Here is an 18,373-nt window from a genome sequence, read left to right on the forward strand (position 1 = left end):
AATTTCGATCATCCATTTCCCGAATTATGAAATCGAGTGGCCTATGTGCAAGCTCCGCTAGCAGTGCACGTCCATCCGGCACGCCTCCGTCTCGCGACACGACGGGAAACGTACAGGTTCCGTACCTGTATATCTCCGCAAAAAATTTACCGTCAGTGTATCGAATAAGAGTCGCCTGAATTCGATCCAAATCAGGTGGAGCATCGAGAGCCAGTGGAATACGTCTGTATGTCATGGTTGTTTGGGCACCACCTGATACTGATTCACAATGTACAAACCATCAATTTTGGTGGGCACGAGATATTCGCGCTCCCACGGATTCGGATTTTCGAAATTCGGCTCCGCAAAACCCGCGGGCAATTTAAACACTGTCACATAACCAGCCTGATCACCCGATGGACCACGCGCAAACGTCTCCGCCACTTCTTGAGAGTTTGTCAAACTAATATACGGAGATTCACCACTATTTAACGCGTGATTCTCAAAAAGATAACTGACGGAGCCCTGACCTTCTGCCTGAGCAATCGCAGCATTTGATGCATCAACACCGTTACTCTTCGCCAAGCTCGACAAAAACTGTAACTGTGCAGAGGCGTCACCACGATAGAGTGTGACATAGTTGCCAGTGACGGCCGTAGCGCTAGTGTCTGTCACCGATCCCACCGCGTTCGACGGCAAAGTGAATATCACCGGCGCCAGCTGAGCGCCCAACCCTGCAGTCAGCGAGCCGTAGATCACCTCTGCCGTCTGTTGATCGACAGGCAATACGTTTCCGATCAAGCCAGAGCCAAGCGTCGGCAAATATTGCCCCGTCAGTGGGAGCGCAAGACCGGACGCAATATTGTCTGAGCCGGCGAACGTTACTAGCAGTCCTCCGATAGCTACGCCACAACCGACGAGAGCGGTTTCGAGACAGGACGCCAGCCCAGCGGTGACCATGCCCGAACCAAACGCGGCCGTCAGGACGCCGCCGCCCGCCTGCGCGGTGCCCGCAGCTGTGGGCGCTAGCGTAGCGCCAACAGCTCGACCAACATCAGAGTCAACCTCCGCCGCTTGCGCCTGCGCAGCAACCACGCTATTAAACGCGTTTGCTATCTTGTTCAGCAACCCATCTTGACCGGGGTGGTTACCGGCATTATTCAACGCCTCGTTCTGCGCAGCTGATGCCCCACCCTGAACGTTCGCACCAGCCAATCCAGCGAGACCGCCGCCTAGTAGCGTCGCAAACCCCGCTAGTGCAGCCTGCTGCCCCGCCGTCAACGGCGCAGCGTTCGGATCCATCGCATTGATAACGTCGGATGAGAATGCCGCGCTAGCCGCTCCGCCAATCGCCCCGCCCGCGCAACCCGTTCCCTCGGCCGCACTCGCGAGGCATCCCAGACCCGCGTGCTCCGCGAGATATGCGACCTCTCCGCCCGCTTCACCCAAGTCGTTAGTCAGCGCAGCCTTGCCGTTGCCAATCGCAAACGCAGCCGCCGCCGCAAGATCACTCACGCCGTCATTCTTCAACGCGTTGAGGAAGCTCCCGCCTTCGATCGCGGTACTCACCCCCGCTTGAATCGTCGCGTCCGCCGCCATCGCAGCGAGCTCTTCCGGCAAGTTGCCCGCTGCTGCCTGACCCGCCTGCGGCACCATCGCACCACCCACCGACTGCACGCCCGCCAAACTAGCGAGCGATTGCACCGAGCCACCCGCCATAATTGGATCGGTCGTGAAGCCCAGCCCAAGGCCACTGGAACTGCTATCGATCGTAATGCCGTTGGTCAGCCCGGCTGTGAGTCCCGCTACTGCACCTGCCTCCAGCACGCTGCCCCATTGCACACCGCCCGTCGAAATCAGCTGGCTGGTCACGCTGGACGCCATGCCTGCGATCCCTGCAGACAAAGCGATATTGCCGAGGCCCGCAGACACTGCGGGAATCGTGATCCCGTCGATAGTGGTTGTCGCCGCTGCACCGGCCGCGAAGGTGCCTCCTTCCGCGCCGAGTTCGGCCCCGATCAGTTCGCTAGCTGCGCCGTAAGTCAGGATGGAGACAACAACCGCTGCTACCAGCGCAATCAGCTGCCCCACGCCAAACGAGCCGCCCTGCTTAACGAAGCTCGTATTCAGCTGATTGCTCAACGACGTCTGCGTAAAGTCGCCACCCAACTCCTGCTGCAACCCCGCAATCAACGCAACCGTACCCGCCTGATCAACCGTTCCATCGCTATTGAGCTTCTGCAACGCTCCACCGATCTGTGCCAGTGTCTGCACGTTCAGATCGACGTTCGCCGCGCTCATGAACCCGCCAGGCTGCACGGTCGTACCAGTCGTGTCCGTGTACCCGCCCTTGACACTGTTCCAGATGTTGCCGACGTTCACCTGATTCGCTTCGTTGGTCAGCGAGTCGGTGTTCACCGTCAGCGTGTCCGATGCGGTGATCGTTCCCGTGTTCATCACGCTGCCGCCATCGCCCTTGCCGAAGTTCAGCGTGACGTCGGTGCCTTCGATGTTGCCGCCTGCCGACAGCGCTGCGCTGCCGCTGGGCAGATAGATCTGCGGCATCAGTGCCGTGATCGTCGGGCAGGCTGCTACGCCCGTTGCCTGGCACTGCGGGTCCGGCACGGTCTGCTCGACGTACCAGAGCATCGGCTGCGTGAGCTGGTTGATCTGTGTCTGCGTGAGTGCGGTGCCCACTTGCAAATCGTTGGCGTCCGCATAGCTGATGGCGTTCTGATACAGGATCGCCTTCTCTTGCTCGGTCACCGACAGGTTCTGCGTGTTGTCGTAAGTCAGGCCATTGATGAAGCTGGCCTTACCGGTTTGCTGGAGCGCAGCTTGTTGGAGCAGCGCGTCCTCTTCTTCCGGGTTGTAATAGAAGACCGTCGAGCTTGGCTTGAGGTTGGCCGGCAGGTTGTTGAGCAGGTCCTGCGGGCCGATATCGTTGCCGCCGAGCTGGCCGTCGACGTAGACGGCCTGGCCGTTGGTCGAGGTCGGCAGTGAACCGGTGCCCGAGCGCGGCACGCTGATGTTCAGCGAGGGCATCGTCAGCGGGCTCAACGAGATCACTTGCGACGGCGCGTTCACGTTCGGCGTGTAGGTGTTCGCCGTCGTGATGCCGTTGATCAGTTTCTGGCCCGTCAGCTGCACCTGCGTGCCGATGATGTTGCCGACGTTCTGGATCTGGCCGCCGGACGTGATGTTGAGGTTCGGAGCTTGGATCGTGGCGGCGACGTTGCCGATCGGGGTCGGTGGGTCAATGCCGCCGCCCGTGTAGGCGCTGCCATAGATCTGAGCGCACTCTGCAGCTGAACCGCATGCCCATACGTCGTGCGTCTTGTCCGCACTGAACATGCCGGTTTCTTCGGTCCAGTGCGAATGCCAATACGCATTAAGCGTCTGCGCACTGTTGACGATCGGACCTTGAACATTGATCGTCGCACTGACCCCTGCCGTGATCAGGCTGCCGATATTGGTCAGCGTACCGGCCTGGATTGAAAGCGAATTGCCCGCAGAAATCGTCGACGAGCTTCCCGATTGCTGCTCGACGTACGCCTCGCAGTAACCGTTCTTATACCCCCCGGCCGTCATACACCCTGAGTACTGCGCAGTCGAACCGCTGTTCTCGTGCACCAGTGTCGGTGGCGGCAAGTTGTTCGTAATCGCGCCCGAAACATTGAGCGTGATGTCATTGCCGGCAATGATATTGCCTGAGGTGTTCGTCAACGACTGAGCGGGTGTGCTGGATGTCGCGGTCGTGCCAACGCCGCCAACGACGATGTCATGCCCAGCCATCAGGTTGCCGTAGGTATTGCTGACATTGCCTGCTGCGATGATCAGGTCGTTACCGGCAAAGATCGTCGCGTCGGATTGGCTATAGCCAAAGTTGTTCTGCGACGGGTTGCCGCCTTGCGTCGCTCCACCGTTGCCACAAGCTTTGTTCGGAATCCCGCTCCCACAGCCGGCTTGCGACGAGGCGTTCTGCGAATTGCCGCCCTGGTTCGTCAGGCTGCCGCCGGTGATGAAGACATTGTTTCCGGCGTAGATCAAGCCGGCGTTGACAAGCGCACCTCCCGACACGGAAAGGTTATTGCCGGCTGCGATCATGCCGGTCGAGCCGGATGACGTGGTTGTACCCGACGCGGTCGGAGCCGCCGACGACGGGTTGATTGTGAAGCTCGACGGCGGCAGTGTTGCTTCAGCGCCGCAGGCCGTGAAGCTATATTCGCAGCCTTCCAACCCGTTCACACCCACTTCACCCGATTTCGACAGTGTCTGAAGCTGCGTCAGGAACGCGGTGTATGCGCTTTGATCGACCCAATCAGTCACCACGGTCGTCAAGGTCGGTGCTGCTACGCCGTTGTTGAGGGACTGAACGTTGAGCGTGACGTTGCCCTGCGCAGAAATCTGACCGCCCTTGTTCGACAATGATCCCGCATTGAGCGTGATGTTCCCCCCAGCGGAAATCACACCTGCCGTGCCTTGTTGCTCGACCGTGGTCGTCTGGTACACCGTTGGCAACGTGAGGGTCACGGTTTGCATCGCACCCGGGAGAGCCGACGTGCCTGCTTCCCAAATCCGAACGGGTCCGCCTTGGTCATTGTTCCACTGCCCAGCGTCCCAGCTCTGCATGAGTTCACTGAACGTCACCGATCCCGAGATGGGCAGCTCGGTGTACGGCGTCTGACAATTGGGATTTGTGTTCACGCACGCGGTGTTCACTGTGGACAGCAAGTCACCCAACGTCGCTGAGACAGTTCTGGTCGATTGCTCCCCGTTGAACACCCCGCTCCCCTGGTTCACCATCTGCATGTAGTACTGCAGCTCGGTGCCAATCGATCCGGACATCACGAGCGACGGGTCGGAGATCCCAACAGTCGTACTCGACGATGCCGTCCCCGTCGGGGCAGTCTGATCATTGATCACCGCCCCTGCGTTGATCGTCAGGTTTGTACCGGCAAAGATATCGCCGCCCGTGTTTTGGAGCGTGCCACCACCCATCGTGAACGTCATGGCTCCGACGGTTTGCGTCAGGCCCAGCTGATTGTCGTAATAGCCACTCGTGACGTTAAGCGTGTTCGCTTCAACGGTGCCTCGATTGACGACGGTGCCGTTCAGCGCCAGCGTATCCGTCGCGTGGAAAAGTGCGCCTGCCGCGTTGCTTAACGCACCGTTCAGGGTGAGGTCGTTCGCGATGACCTGCCCGTAGTTCGTAAATGTGCCGCCTGTCGTAACGTTGAGCGCCGTCGTGCCCGTCATCACGCCCGTATTGACGATGCCGTTCAAGCCGGTAATCGAAACGCTCGACCCGCCGTAGTTCCACGTGCCCGATACATCGATCGTGCCGGCCGTGATCGACAGCGCCCCACCCTGGCTAATCGTGCCTTGCGACACGTCAACCGTGGCGCTATTCGCACCGAGTTGCAGATTGCGCTGGGCAAGCAACTGGCCGCCCGTGTTCGAGTAAGCGGCGCCCGCGCCTGAAATCGTCAGGGAGAGATCGCCGCTCGTGGCTGCCGTCGCTGTCGGGTCTCCCGCCGACACGATGCCGTTGGCGTTGTTGAACGTGCCCGTATTGATGGTCAACGCGTTCACGCCGATCAGCGTGCCGCCGGCGTTATTGAAGCTCGTCGAGTTGACCGTCGCCGACTGCGCGCTGATCACGCCGCTGTTCGTGAAGGCTCCCGTCTGAATCTGTGCTGTCGTTGTCGACGCGAGCGAAGCGTTCGCGCTGTTTGTGAACGACCCGCTTTGAACTTCGAACGACTGCGCAAGGAGATTGCCCGAGTTACTGAAAGCACCCTGCGAATGGAAACTCGCATCGCCGACGACGAACATCTGGCTGCCCGACAACGCAACGCTCGATGTGCCCGTCGCGCTCAGAGCGCCGCCGACCATCAAGTTGCCGAGCGACAGCGCGCCGCCGGTGAATGTGGCGTTGTTCGCAACAACCAGGCTCGATGCGCTTGCGTTGATGGTGCCGCTCGCATTGGCCGTAATGTCTTTCGACGCCTGCAGGCTGCCGGCCAACGTGATGTTCTGCCCCGTCAGGTTGACTTCGCCTGCAATGGTGCTTGTACCTGTCACACTCAGTGTCTTGCCGGCCGAGACGTTTGCGTCGCCGTTCGACGAAATGCCCGCGACACTGACGTTGCCGCTGGTCGATGTAATCGTTGTGCTGCCGACCGTGCTCGTGCCACCTGAGACGGAAATGTCCTGAGCACCATTCAGGGACAGATTGCCGCCGGTCGAGATCTCGCCATTGAACGCAATGCCGCCGGTGGTCGACTTGACGGTGATATCACCTATAGCAAGCGCCGCTCCGAACGATGCGTCCGATGCGGACGTTGCCGTGAATTTGCCGCCGGTCTGGACTGCACCGAGCGCGATGCCGCCGCCCGATGTGAGGTTGATGTCGCTCTGAATCGTGAGTGCACCGCCGCCACCCATCAGTCCGCCGGAGCTCAGCGTTGCAGCCTGGCCGCCCAACAGTGTGTTGGTCAATGTCATCGCGCCTTGCGACGTCAGGTCGATCTGGCCGTTGACCATGCCGCCGGCGATCGCCATCGCTGCGCCGGACGTCGCGTTCAGATCGCCCACGCTTTGAGTCGCACCGCCCACTGTGAGGTTGCCAGTCGTGGCCGTCAGGGTCGTGGCTGCATTTGACGACAGGGCGCCGGTGGCAGTCAGGTTACGGCCTGCGGACATCGTCACCGACGAGAGGCTTGCTGTGTCGCCGGCCACGCTGATGTCGCGAGCCGCATTGACGTTCACCGCTCCGCCGCTTTTCAGCGCGCCACCGACCGTGACATCGCCCGTGCCCGAAAGGCCCTGCGCGCTCAATGTTGCCGCACCCGCCGAATTCAGCGATCCAACCGCGAGATCATTGCCCGCAGCCAATGCGGATATACCGCCGACGGTCAGCGCGCCCGTCAGCGCAACGGACTGGCCAGCGGTCACGGAAAGGTTGCCCTGCGTCGTTGCGCCAGCGCCGTTGATCGTGCCGCTCGCACCGGTGATAGTCAGGTCCCCAACCGAATTGACGTCGCCGCCAAGCGTGACATTGCGTCCCGCGTTGAGGATCGTAGTTGCACCAACTGTCGACGCACCGCCGATGCCGATGTCGCGTGCGGCTTGCACGTTCAGTTGCGCGGTCGTGGTGACCGCACCGCCGAACGTGGCGTCGCCCTGCCCGCCCGTGCCCTGCGCAGTCACGGTGATCGGGCCACTGATTGCCTGAACGCTACCGAGGCCTGCGTTGTTACCCCCTGTCACGGTGACGGTCGACGCTTGCAGCGAGCCGGTCAATGCGACGTCGTGCGACGCATTGATCGTTGCTTGCTGTGCGAGTGCAATGGCCGCATTCCCCGAGACGTCGTTCGCCGCCGTGAAATTGCCTGCCCCCTGACCCGCGATCGTTCCATTAAGCTGGAGATCGTGGCCGGCTTGCGCATTGATGTCTTTGGATACGGATACCTGGCCGCCGAGTTGCGCGTCGGTGCCTGCCGTCAGGGTCAGCGCGCCGTTCGTTGCAGTGGTTCCGGTAAGTGCAGCGCTACCTGTGGTCGCGGTCACCGACAAATCGCCAACCGATGACACGCCTCCCGTCACGGCAACATTGCGCTGTGCGGCGAGCGTCAAGGCATCTCCACTCGCAACCGACCCGCTCACGTTGACATCGCGGGCACCCGTGAGCGTCACCGCGCCGGGCGCTGTCGTCGTACCTGTGACGGATGCGTCGCCCCCACCCGCGTTGCCTTGAGCGGTGACGCTAAGCGTTGTCTGCGACGTTACGCTGCCGACCGATGCATTGTTGCCACCGGTCACGTCGACTTGATTCGCCTGCAGCGTACCGGTCAGGGCGACATCGCGCCCTGCGGTGACAGTCACGTTGTTCGTAAATGCCTGCGTGCCACCGCCATTGATGTCACGCCCTGCGGTGATGGTTCCGCCCGCGTTGCCAACAGTCATGCCATTGAGCGTGGCATCGCGTCCCGCCGCGAGCGTCATTGCAGCGACCGACGTCGTGCTCGCCCCAAGCGAAAGATCGAGACCCGTGCTGATCGCCAGCGCGCCGCCACTATTGATGCCGCCGGTGGCACTCAAGCTGCCTTGGATCGCTTGCAGCGTCGTATCGCCATAGGCTTCGATCGCTCCCGCGACAAACAGATTCCCATTGGTGACGACCGACACGGTCGATCCGGAGGCGAGCTTGCCGGCGATCGATGTGTCTTGCGCAGCCTGCGTTGTAATCGCACCGGCGGCGCCGACCGTTCCGGTCACCGTCAAGGTTCCGCCGCCGGCGTTACCGAGCGCGGAGAGACTGACCGTGCTTGTCGACTCGACGTTACCGACTGTCGCGTCATTGCCCGCCTGCACATTGACCGACGAGGCTTGAAGAAGGCCGCTGAGGTTCGTATCGCGGCCCGAGGTCGTCGTCAGTCCCTGCGCAAACGCGGCGCTCCCATTGCCGTCGAAGTCCCGTCCCGCGGTGATCGTCCCCGCACCTTGCGTGTTGACCGAACCGGTCAAGGCCACATCTCGTCCGGCGGTCACATTGGTCGCGTTGGCGATCGTGATCGTGCCGCCGAGCGTCGCATCCTGAGCCGCGTTGATCGTCGCATTACCGCCGATCCCGACGGTGCCCGTGATGTTGACGTTACCCGTCTGCGTCGTCAGTGTTGCATCCCCTGCGGTTTGCGCCGTGCCGGAAACGTTGATGTCTCGTTGAGCGGTTGCCTGCCATGCCGCACCCGTCGCAATGCTTCCGGATACGTTCGTGTCGCGCGCCGACGTGGTGGTGATCGAACCCGCTGCGTTGACGGTGCCGGTCAACGAAACGTCGCCCTGCCCTGCCGCCCCGTTTGCCGCAACGCTCAATGCCTGGGTTGTCTGGACGTCGTGCAACGATGCGTCGTTGCCGGCGACTGCATTCAGCGTCGCAGCCTGCAATGCACCGGTGTGGGCAATGTCATTCGCAGCATTGAGTGTGAACGTGCCGTTGAACGCCGACGTTCCCGCGCCGGTGATGTCGTGGCCCGCGGCGACCGTCCCATCGGCTCCGCCGACCAGGGTACCGTCGAGCGCAATGTCGTGGCCTGCCGTCAGGACTGCACTGTTGATCGTCGACGTGGAACCCGCCAACGAGATGTCCTGCCCGGCGCCGATATTAAGGTAGCCGGTACTCGTCAAGGTCCCTGTCGATGACACCGTGCCGGTCGTCGCGGACAGAGAGAGCGTGCCCGCGCCTGTTGCAGATCCCGTCACACTCACGTTGCGGCCGGCGGTCGCCGAGAGGCTGTTCGCTGCCGACATTGACCCCGCAACGGACACGTCTCGAGCTGCATTGAGCTGCGACGTTCCGTTGGTAATGATCGTGCCATTGACGGCAATGTCGCCGCCACCCGCGTTACCCGCTGTCGTCACGACGAGATCACCCGTCGACTGGACGTTGTTGAGGGTGGCGGAATTGGCCGCGTTGATGGTGACACTTCCTGCCTGCAGCATGCCGCCCACATTGACGTCATGCCCGGCGGATACGGTCGCCCCGTGCTCGAAACCAACTGTGCCCTGCGTCGACAGATCCCGGCCCGCCTGAAGCGTTCCGTTGCCCTGCCCGTCGGTCGTGCCCGCAAGCGTGAGATCACGCCCGGCGTTGAGCGTCATATCCGACACGGAACTCGTCGCACCGGTCGCGCTGATGTCTTGCGCAGCAGTGACCGACAACGCGCCCGCCGATGTAATCGTACCAGTCGATGTCACACTTCCGTTGGCGGCGTTCACCGTCGTATCGTTGACGGACTGCACTGTCGCCGCGCTGGCGACATTGACATTGTTCTGCGCGTTGAGCGTGATCGAGCTGCCACCGGCCAAGGCGCCGTTGACGGAAATGTCGCGCGCGGCCGTGACGGTCGTTGCACCGATCGTTGCCGTGTCGCCGTTCAATACGACGTCACCCGTGCCGTCCTGGCCTCGCGCCTGGATCTGGACTTTTCCGCCCGCCTGTACAGCGGCCAGACTGACGCTATTCCCTGCTGTCAGCGTGAGGTCATTCGACAACAGCTTGCCGGCGAGCGATATCCCCTGCGCGGCAGCGACTAATCCGGTCTGTCCGATCGCAATCGAACCGGAGCCCGTCAGAGACGCGCCGGTCTGAACGGTTGCGTTGCCTTGCGTCAGGAACAATCCGCCGACATCGATGCCGCCGGTAGCGTTCAAGACAGCATCGGTACCGACCAGCAATGAGCCGGCGACGGACAGATTGCCCTGGGTCGTGACGTTCAGCTTCGCGCCGCTCGTCAATGACCCCGCGATCGAAACGTCACCACCGGACTGGACGCTCACGTTCTGTTGGCTCGTGACCTGCGCCGCAACGGCCGTGGTACCGCCCGATGTCAGACTCAGTCCACCGTCACTGTTGACGTTGTCCGTCAATGCCAGGTTGCCGGTTGTCGCGGTCAACGACATGTCCGACTTCGATTGCGTGGCAGCAACGCTGACGTTACCTCCGGCGGTGGCCGTCAACGCAGCCCCGGACTGAATAAGCCCTGTCGAATTGATGTCGCCGCTTGCGGACAGCGACACGCCCGCAGTGCCCTGGTGCGTGCCCGACATCGAAAGATTGCCATTGGCCTGCAGGTCGACTTGCTGATACGCATTCGTGCCCGCGACGGAGAGGTCGCCATTCGCCGAGATACTGACGTCGCCTGCATTGGCGGCAAGTTGCGAGTCGGCGCGCACGCCCATCCCCGCTGCAGTACTCACAACCTGAATCTGACCGGCCGTTACCGCGCCGAAGGCCGTCGCATCGATGGCATACCCGTTGTTGAGGTTGCCGTTCGCGGCATTGATCGCGCTCGCGGTGTTGGTCGAACCGTTCGCCGATGTCGCATAGGTATTGCCAACGCCGGAGACCGTCGTTGGCATCACAGTCTGACGCCCCGCCACAACGTTGATCGTATTGCCGACGTATAGCGGTGCGTTGATGCCGATGGTTTCGCCGATGAGATCGAGATTGCCGACCGTGCCTTCGATACCCGCGGCCGGTCCGCTCGCGGTCGGGTTTCCATCAATCTGGATATGCCCGCCCGTGACGTTGTAGCCAATGGCGGCGGCGTTATCAAATGACGTCGCGGTGCCGTTCGGTCCCGTCACGAATTGCGGCACGCCGGTCGAGAGGGTGACGCCGATCGTGTTCGTAAAGCTCGCGCCTCGAACAGCGATGCCGTTCGGGTTGGCGACGATGACCGTCGCCGGGGCGCCAAATACTTCGAGCGGCCCATTAAGGACGCTCTGATAGGCCGACCCCACCGACGTGACCTCGTTGAGGATCACCGAGGCTGTCCGGCCATTGAGATTGCTGTTCGCTTGTACCGTGCCGCCGGTCAGTGATGTACCGGTCACCAGGCTGTTGTTGAGAATCAGGCCGACCGCATCAACGTTGAACGACTGGTACTTGTTGAGCGAGATGCCGGCGCCGTTAGGCGCCGTGATGTTCACGACCGGAACGCCACCGTTCGTGCCAGTGCTCTGCGTGACTTTCGGTTGAAACTGAACCGGCGCATTCGGATCCACGATCGGGGCGGCCGAAGCCTCGCGAATGCCGAAGGTCACGGTGACGGGCAGCACGTGTTGCCAGAACGCGAAATAGCGCTTGCCCGCAGCCAGCACACCGGCATCCTGCGCGGCAATCTGTGGGGTGATCGCAATTGGACTGAACCAGAGCAAACTCGCAAGCGACGCGGCAGCGGTGCGATGCCACCACGGACGCGAGTGGGCGGACACTCGTGTGAGCGTCGATTGACCCTGCGCTTCGTGGTCTGCCGAAGCGCGCTGGGTCTCTTGCTGTGCCACCTGTCTGAGAGCTGCGTTCATTTTTTGTTCTGGCCAGTCTTTGTTGTGCTTCGCGCGACCCCGTGTGTGCCTATGCCGGATGCATATGCGCCGCGCGCGACGTCATTACTGTTGGATCTTGGCTGTCTTGACGAGCCCGATCACGACATCGGCGGTCGCCTTTTGAATCGCTGCCTGCTGCATCTGACGCTCGAGCGCTGGTTTGGCCGTCGCATAGTCGGGAATCTGAGTCGGACGTTTCTGTTCGAGCTTCAGGATGTAGAACTTCCCCGCAGCGGCAATCGGATCGCTGCTGATCGCACCGGCCGGTAGCTTGAGCAGGGCATCGGCTACAGGCAGCGGCCAGTTTTGTGTCTTGCCTTCTTCGAGCGGCGTCTTGAATGACACCCAGTTCAGGGCGCCACCCTGAACAGCGTCCGCTGCAACGCTGTACTGCTTGGCGAGCTGCGCAAAATCGCCGTTCTTTTTCAGGAGATCGAGGACCTTTTGCGCCGTGGCCGCATCGTTCGTGACGATGACGCTGGCCTTGTATTCGTTGTCACCGAGCGATGCGACGATCTTGTCGAATTGAGCTTTGACGTCAGCATCCGAGACCGGAGCCGGTTTGATGCTGTCGCGCAGGTAGGCCTGTGTCATGGCGAGCTGCTTGGCCTGTTCGACCGCCGCTTGCACATCGGCGTGCGTGTCGTAGTGAGCAGCCTGCGAGGCTTGAAGGAACAGGGCTTGAGCAATCAGCTCGTTTTTGATGTTTGCGCGCAGCGCGGGCGTGTCGGGCAGCTTGCTGGCGGTGACCGCAGCATCGACTTGCGCCTGTTTGATCTGCACGCCATTCACGACGGCGATCGCTCCGATGGGCAACGCTGACGACAGTGCGCCTCCTTGAGCTGCACTTGCATTGGATGGGGCCGCTGCGGCCGTTGCCGTAGCAGTGGCTGTGGCCGCCATCGCCGCGCACGAGACGGTGCAGGATGCAATACAAAGCGCCACCCCGATGAAGCGATGCTTGGCTGAATGTCGTTGCGTCGATTGGTCTTTCATCGAAAACTCCCGTTAGTCGATTCGTATCTGTTCGTTTGCTGCTACGTGTTGTTGCACCAGGTATCTGGCTACGTCCTCAGGGACGTGCACCCCTACCCCGAAAAATTCAATGTCGCCAGCGCGACACTTGCCTTCGATCCCAGCGAATTCGGTTGTTGTATCGCGCGACCAATGAGTACCTCGCACGACATGTCGTGCGACCAGGCCTTCCACTGAGCCCGCGCGCCGATACCCGTACCTGCGAGCGTGGGCCAGCCACCCTGTGCATTCAGGTGCGCCTTTCCGCCGTCGAAGAACACATACGGTTCCCAGCGCACGTTATGAAGCACAGGCGCATCGCCCCATGCGATCTCGTTGCGCATATAAAACCCGCTGTCACCGCTGATGCCGCCTTCGAGAAAGCCGCGCACGGTATCCATGCCACCCAGGAAGATCTGTTGCGAATCGAACAGCGCTACGTGGCTGTATTGCGCGTTGAGACTCGAGCGATAGACGAATGCGTGATCGAGCACGTGCGGCAAAGGCAGCGTCAGCGTGGCGCTCGTGTCGTACTTGGTGAACTGGCTATGAGCGTCTTCACCCGAAATGTCGGGTGCGTCGCGTGAGGCATCAAGCCAGGGCATCCCGCGTGTGACGCCACCTTCGACGGAGATCGCTGCATCGGCACCATTGGCCGTGAAGTGATGCAATGCGCTCAAGGCAACGCGTGCGACGGTCAGATTCTGCGGATCGAGATCGCTCTCGTTGACGGTGCGGTCGGTGCGCATCTTGGTGAACGTTGCGTCGACACTGAGACGTCCCGTTTTGCTTCGATAGAGCACATCGTTCCATCCGAGAATCTGGCTTAGCGTTCGTCCCCAGAGCAGCGCGGTTCCACCGATCACTTCCTGATACTCGGACAACGAGCTCGTGTAGCTGAAGGTCTGATTGCCATACGGCACAGCGGTCGAGAACACCAGTGCATTCGTGTTGTCGCTGCCGACAAAGCTCAACGACAACGACTCTTGAAGTCCGATCAGGTTGTCGGCCTCCAGGCTGCCGCGATAGCGCAGGCGACCTGTCGCCTGACTGCCGTAGTTGTCTATGCCAAGCGCATAGCTGAATGGGCCGCTGTACTTGTTCGTCACGCTGACGATCGAATCGCCGCTTGCCTGGCCTGGCAAGATTTGTATCTCGGCCTGGTTGCGCCGCAGGCGATTGATCTGATCCACGCCTTGTTCAAGATCAGGCAAGCGCAAGACATCCCCGGTCGACGGCGGGAAAGCCCATGCTGTCCCTGCGTCCGTGAGCAGACCTCCGCCATGATGCTGGTACCAGTGCTCCTTCGGATCGGTCGGTCGCAATGCCGCGCCGTTCAGCATGAACGCTTCGATGCGTCCGGGTACGATCGTCACGACCAACGTGCCGCTCGCCAGATTCTGCTGTCCGAGGTAGGCCCGAGTCGTGATGTAGCCTGCGTCGATATAGGCCTGCGTGAGGCGACGCAACAGAAGATTGATGCGGTTGCGACCGAGTTGCTTGTGCAGAAATGGGGTGACGACGTCTTGCAGACGACCTGCGCTCAGCACGGTCTCGCCGGAAAAATCAATTTTGTCGACGAGAAAGGTCGACCCGGTTTCAGGCATCGTCTCGACGTCTGCACCCGGCGGTAAATCCGGGAACGACGGCAGCGAAGGTGCGGAGATCTGCGGCGGCGATTGGTCGATTTCTCGCTGACGTGCGCGGTCCTTCTGCTCTTGAAGCAGACGCTGGGCCGGATCCTGCTCCTGGCGAGCCGGAATGGCTGGCAAGGTCGGAGGCGGGAGTGCCGGGACCGGGAGCGATGGCGGCAAGGTTTGCGACATCGCGGACTGCGCAAGCGCGAGGGTCAACACCCATGCGGCGGCCGGCTTGACTGCTCTCGAAATCGTTCGAGCTTCGTTGTGACACGCCCGGCCGTAGCGTTCCTGGTTGTAGCGTTCCTGATCGCGGTACAGCTGATCGTGGCGTGCAGGCTTGTGACGTGCGAGATCGATGGTCGTCCGACCCCATCGACAGGCTTTCGCCGCCACGAGTGCTTCAATATGTGCGCTTCGAGATCTCATTTCACAGTCCAATCAATGAAATGAGCCCGAGCGAGTTGTCGATCGTAATCGGCTGGTGATACGGCACGTGCTGTGTCACGATGCCGTGACTTGCGACGACACCTCTCGCGCCGACGAACGAACCCCCATCGATCACACCTTCGCCGTCGATCGTCAGCGTGCCCGTTCCAGCGTCGAACAGGCCACCGACGTCGGCCGCAAAAATCGCGGCCCACGAACTGCCAAACCATTCTTTCAGGCTGCGATTGCGGTTGTAGCTCGTGTAGCCGGGTACACCGCTCGCAGTGACCGTTGGCGCCGACAGTGTGAGGTTGCCACCGGCTATGACGTTGCCACCAACATTCGAGATCGACTGACCAGCGCTTAGCGCAATGTCACCGCCCGCCTGAATTTGGCCACCGTATGCCTGGATACTGCTCGACGCGCTTCGGTGGCACACGAAGAAGCACCATTCACTGAAACTCGCCTGCCCGGCGAAAGCGCCGAGGTTCGCAATGCTTTGCTGTGCGGTGATCGAGATATTGCCGTCGTTGCTTTGAATCACGCCGCCCGTGTTGCTGACATTGCGCGCGGAGATCGTGACGGATCCGGCGTCGGCGCTAATGTAGGGCACCTGATTCGCGTCGCTGATGGAGCCGTAGTTGATCGTGACGCCGTTCTCGTGATGCGAGAAGACAAGCAATCGCGTGCTGCTATCCGAATAGGATGTGATCGACGGCTGGTTTGTCCCGGGTTGCCCCGTGACTTCGTCGAGGGTGTTCGCAAAGTCGCCCTGCGCCGTAATGACGACGTTCTCGTTCGAGAGCACACGACCCGCGTGATTCGTGATGTCGCCCGCTGCGGTGATCGACACATCGTCGTTCTGTCCGAACAGCACACCGAATGCGTTTTGCGGCACCGATGTGTTCAGGATATTGCCGCCAGCGTTCAGCGTGACGGCTCCATGCGAAGCGGTATCCCCCGCAGTGCGGACAGCGCCCTGGATCAGGCTGCTTGTGTTCGTAATGTTGCCGCTTGCGTCGATGACGACACCCGCTTGCGACGAAGCGATCGTTGATTCGTTGGCGCCGTCGTTCTGCGCGACGAAATTGCCGACGTTGAAGTCGATACCGTTCGTCGTGATCAGGTTGCCGCCGTTAAACGTCGTCGTGCCGCCTGACGCGAACGTCGCAGTATTGCCTTTGAGCATGGCACCGTTCACAGCGATCGAGTCAGTCGCCGTGATACCAAGATTGCCCGCCGCCGTTGCGGTTGACGTGCTCGTGAATTCAACCGTGCCGTTACTCGAGATATCGAAGTCGCCCGCATTGGCGAGGATCGTGCCTTCGTGTTTAACGCCAGCACCCTGCTCGGTGACGATCAGTTGAACGTGGCCACTTGTAATGCTGCCGGCGCCGGTCACATCGATGGCGATTGCATTTGGATTCGCGAGTGTTTGGTTCGCAATGCTGAGCCAGTCATTGTTGTTATCGGTTGGCGAGAGGCCGGAATCCACCGAGATCTGGCTTGCACCCCCGATCAACCGCACGCCTGCGGTCGATGAAGAAAACTGATTCGTGATCGGGCCGTTGACTTGAATCGTCTTCGCGATCAGTTCGAGGCCGATCAACGTGCCGGCCATACCCGACGAGCCGACAATGATCGAGCCTTTCGTAGTGTTAAGCGTGACGTAGGGCTGCGCGTTGCTGAGATTCGACGGGATAGTGACGAGCCCGGTCGCGAGCGCCATATGGCCGACGTTGGTAAAGCTGCCGCCGTTGACCGTGATGCCGTTGGGGTTTGCGAGAATCACATTCGCGCGAGGACCGAGCACGGAGATATCACCCTGAATCACACTCGGGTTCGTGCTGGTGACTTGATTGACGATCAGTCGCGCGTTGGCGGCAGTGTTGTCGAGGGATGCACCTGCGGCCGATACGTTGAAGCTCGAATAGGTGTTATTCGAAACCCCAGTAGCAGGTGTGGCGATCGTCACGACCTGACGACCGTTTGGATTTGTGGTGACTGTCGTCGCGGTCTGCCCATCGGGCACGATGCCCGCAGCAAAGCCGCTGACTGATGGCAGCACAAACCCGACGATCGTCAAACAACGAATGCCAGAAACGAAACGAAAACAACGGCATGCGAACCCCTGTCGCATAGCGCGCGGCGAACACGAACCCACGATTGGTCTTTGTTTATATGTGTATTTTTTGGCCGCTCTTCCGGCGACCATCCTTACTCCCGGTTACGGCGAAGAATTTTGAATCTTTAGACAAATACAAAGTAACCCGTTTTCATCAGCCAAATTGACGGTTTCGTCAGTGGGCGAAACGCTTGGCGGGCGCGGGTCATGGCGAGGGTGGGTGTGCACTGTCACGAATTAGAAACATTTCTCTAATTGCGCATTACAAAGATGTGAATCGAGCGACGGCATTTTCATGCGCATTGCACGCATGATTTCGCATTTGCAGGAGTTACCACGTACCTGCGTGCGATCGCACCGCGCTACGGGGGCCCTTCGCCGCAGCGACCGAGGATGCGAGGGAATCTCCGTCGACGCGCCCCCAAAAGAGCACGTCGACTTTCACTGCTGCTCGTACAAACTAGTTTCAGCGGCGATACCCGCCATCTTCCGGTACGGTCACAAGCATGTAGCCACCCGATGGACTAGGAACCGCTATCTGACGCATCAGCGGCGCTTCGCCCAGTTCGATCATGCGTTTAGCCTGCGCTTTGAAGAATTCGAGCAATTGGCGATTTTGTTCCGGCGTTAGTTCAGGCCCCTTAGGCTAGATCGAAAGCTTCGGTCTCTTAGTCATTTCATTTGCCATCTTTTGCTACGGGTTGGGACCCGTGCCTCCCCTCATCGACAGGCACAGTCACAAGCATATGACCACCCGACGGACTACGAACCGCCACTTGCCTCATCAATGGCGCTTTGCTTTCCTCGATGGTGAGCCTTGCTTGCTCTTTGAAGAACGCGAGCAATTGCCGGTTTTGCTCCGGCGTTAGTGCGGGTCCCTTCGGGAGCGGGGGTGGCATTGGTCTCTTGGTCATCAGGTTAGTCCGTGATTTGCGTTGATCTCCGCGCACCCTGAGGGACTTACGATACGAACAACGTCCATACACAAAGTGCGCGCCTTATCGGCACAGTTAGAAATCGAGATGGTTGCCCCCCGATCATTTCTCGATTTGCACAATGCGCTCGTCTGCGCATGTCACCAGTCCGCCTTGTTGGCCGGATCCGAGCGCACGCGCTCGCCCAGTCGAAGTTTCAGGCCGAGCGCCGCGCATCAGCTCAGCAACTGCCTGAAGCTGATTTCGACCGGAAAATCGCCGGGCCCCCTCCAGACGGGCGTTTCCCGCGCGCTCCCCGCGCTACCTCCCCAAACCCCCTTTGACAAATCTTCATTTCGAAACTAAAGTCTTTCCAAACG

General features: G+C 60.6%; 5 protein-coding genes. All 5 read right to left on the reverse strand.

What is annotated here, in order from left to right; translation table 11 throughout:
- Positions 1–231 precede the first annotated feature (231 nt).
- The 5 genes from ACMFWR_RS23365 to ACMFWR_RS23385 all read right to left on the reverse strand — a co-directional run bounded on the left by ACMFWR_RS23365 (position 232) and on the right by ACMFWR_RS23385 (position 17,686).
- Positions 232–11,853 (reverse strand): filamentous hemagglutinin N-terminal domain-containing protein, encoded by an 11,622-nt coding sequence (locus tag ACMFWR_RS23365; RefSeq protein ID WP_413197067.1) that lies wholly within the window; start codon positions 11,851–11,853, stop codon positions 232–234.
- Between the two features lie 84 nt (positions 11,854–11,937).
- The gene (locus ACMFWR_RS23370) at positions 11,938–12,870 is read right to left on the reverse strand and encodes a peptidyl-prolyl cis-trans isomerase (RefSeq protein ID WP_413197068.1); all 933 of its coding nucleotides are present in this window, start codon (positions 12,868–12,870) and stop codon (positions 11,938–11,940) included.
- Between the two features lie 92 nt (positions 12,871–12,962).
- Complete coding sequence (locus tag ACMFWR_RS23375; RefSeq protein WP_413197330.1) at positions 12,963–14,714, reverse strand: ShlB/FhaC/HecB family hemolysin secretion/activation protein; 1,752 nt, start codon at positions 14,712–14,714, stop codon at positions 12,963–12,965.
- A gap of 241 nt (positions 14,715–14,955) precedes the next feature.
- Positions 14,956–17,040 (reverse strand): filamentous hemagglutinin N-terminal domain-containing protein, encoded by a 2,085-nt coding sequence (locus ACMFWR_RS23380; protein WP_413197069.1) that lies wholly within the window; start codon positions 17,038–17,040, stop codon positions 14,956–14,958.
- Positions 17,041–17,545: 505 nt separating this feature from the next.
- Positions 17,546–17,686, reverse strand: coding sequence for a hypothetical protein (locus ACMFWR_RS23385; protein WP_413197070.1), 141 nt, complete (start codon positions 17,684–17,686; stop codon positions 17,546–17,548).
- Positions 17,687–18,373: the final 687 nt, after the last annotated feature.

This window comes from Pararobbsia alpina (genome assembly GCF_965118125.1).
Lineage (GTDB): Bacteria > Pseudomonadota > Gammaproteobacteria > Burkholderiales > Burkholderiaceae > Pararobbsia > Pararobbsia alpina_A.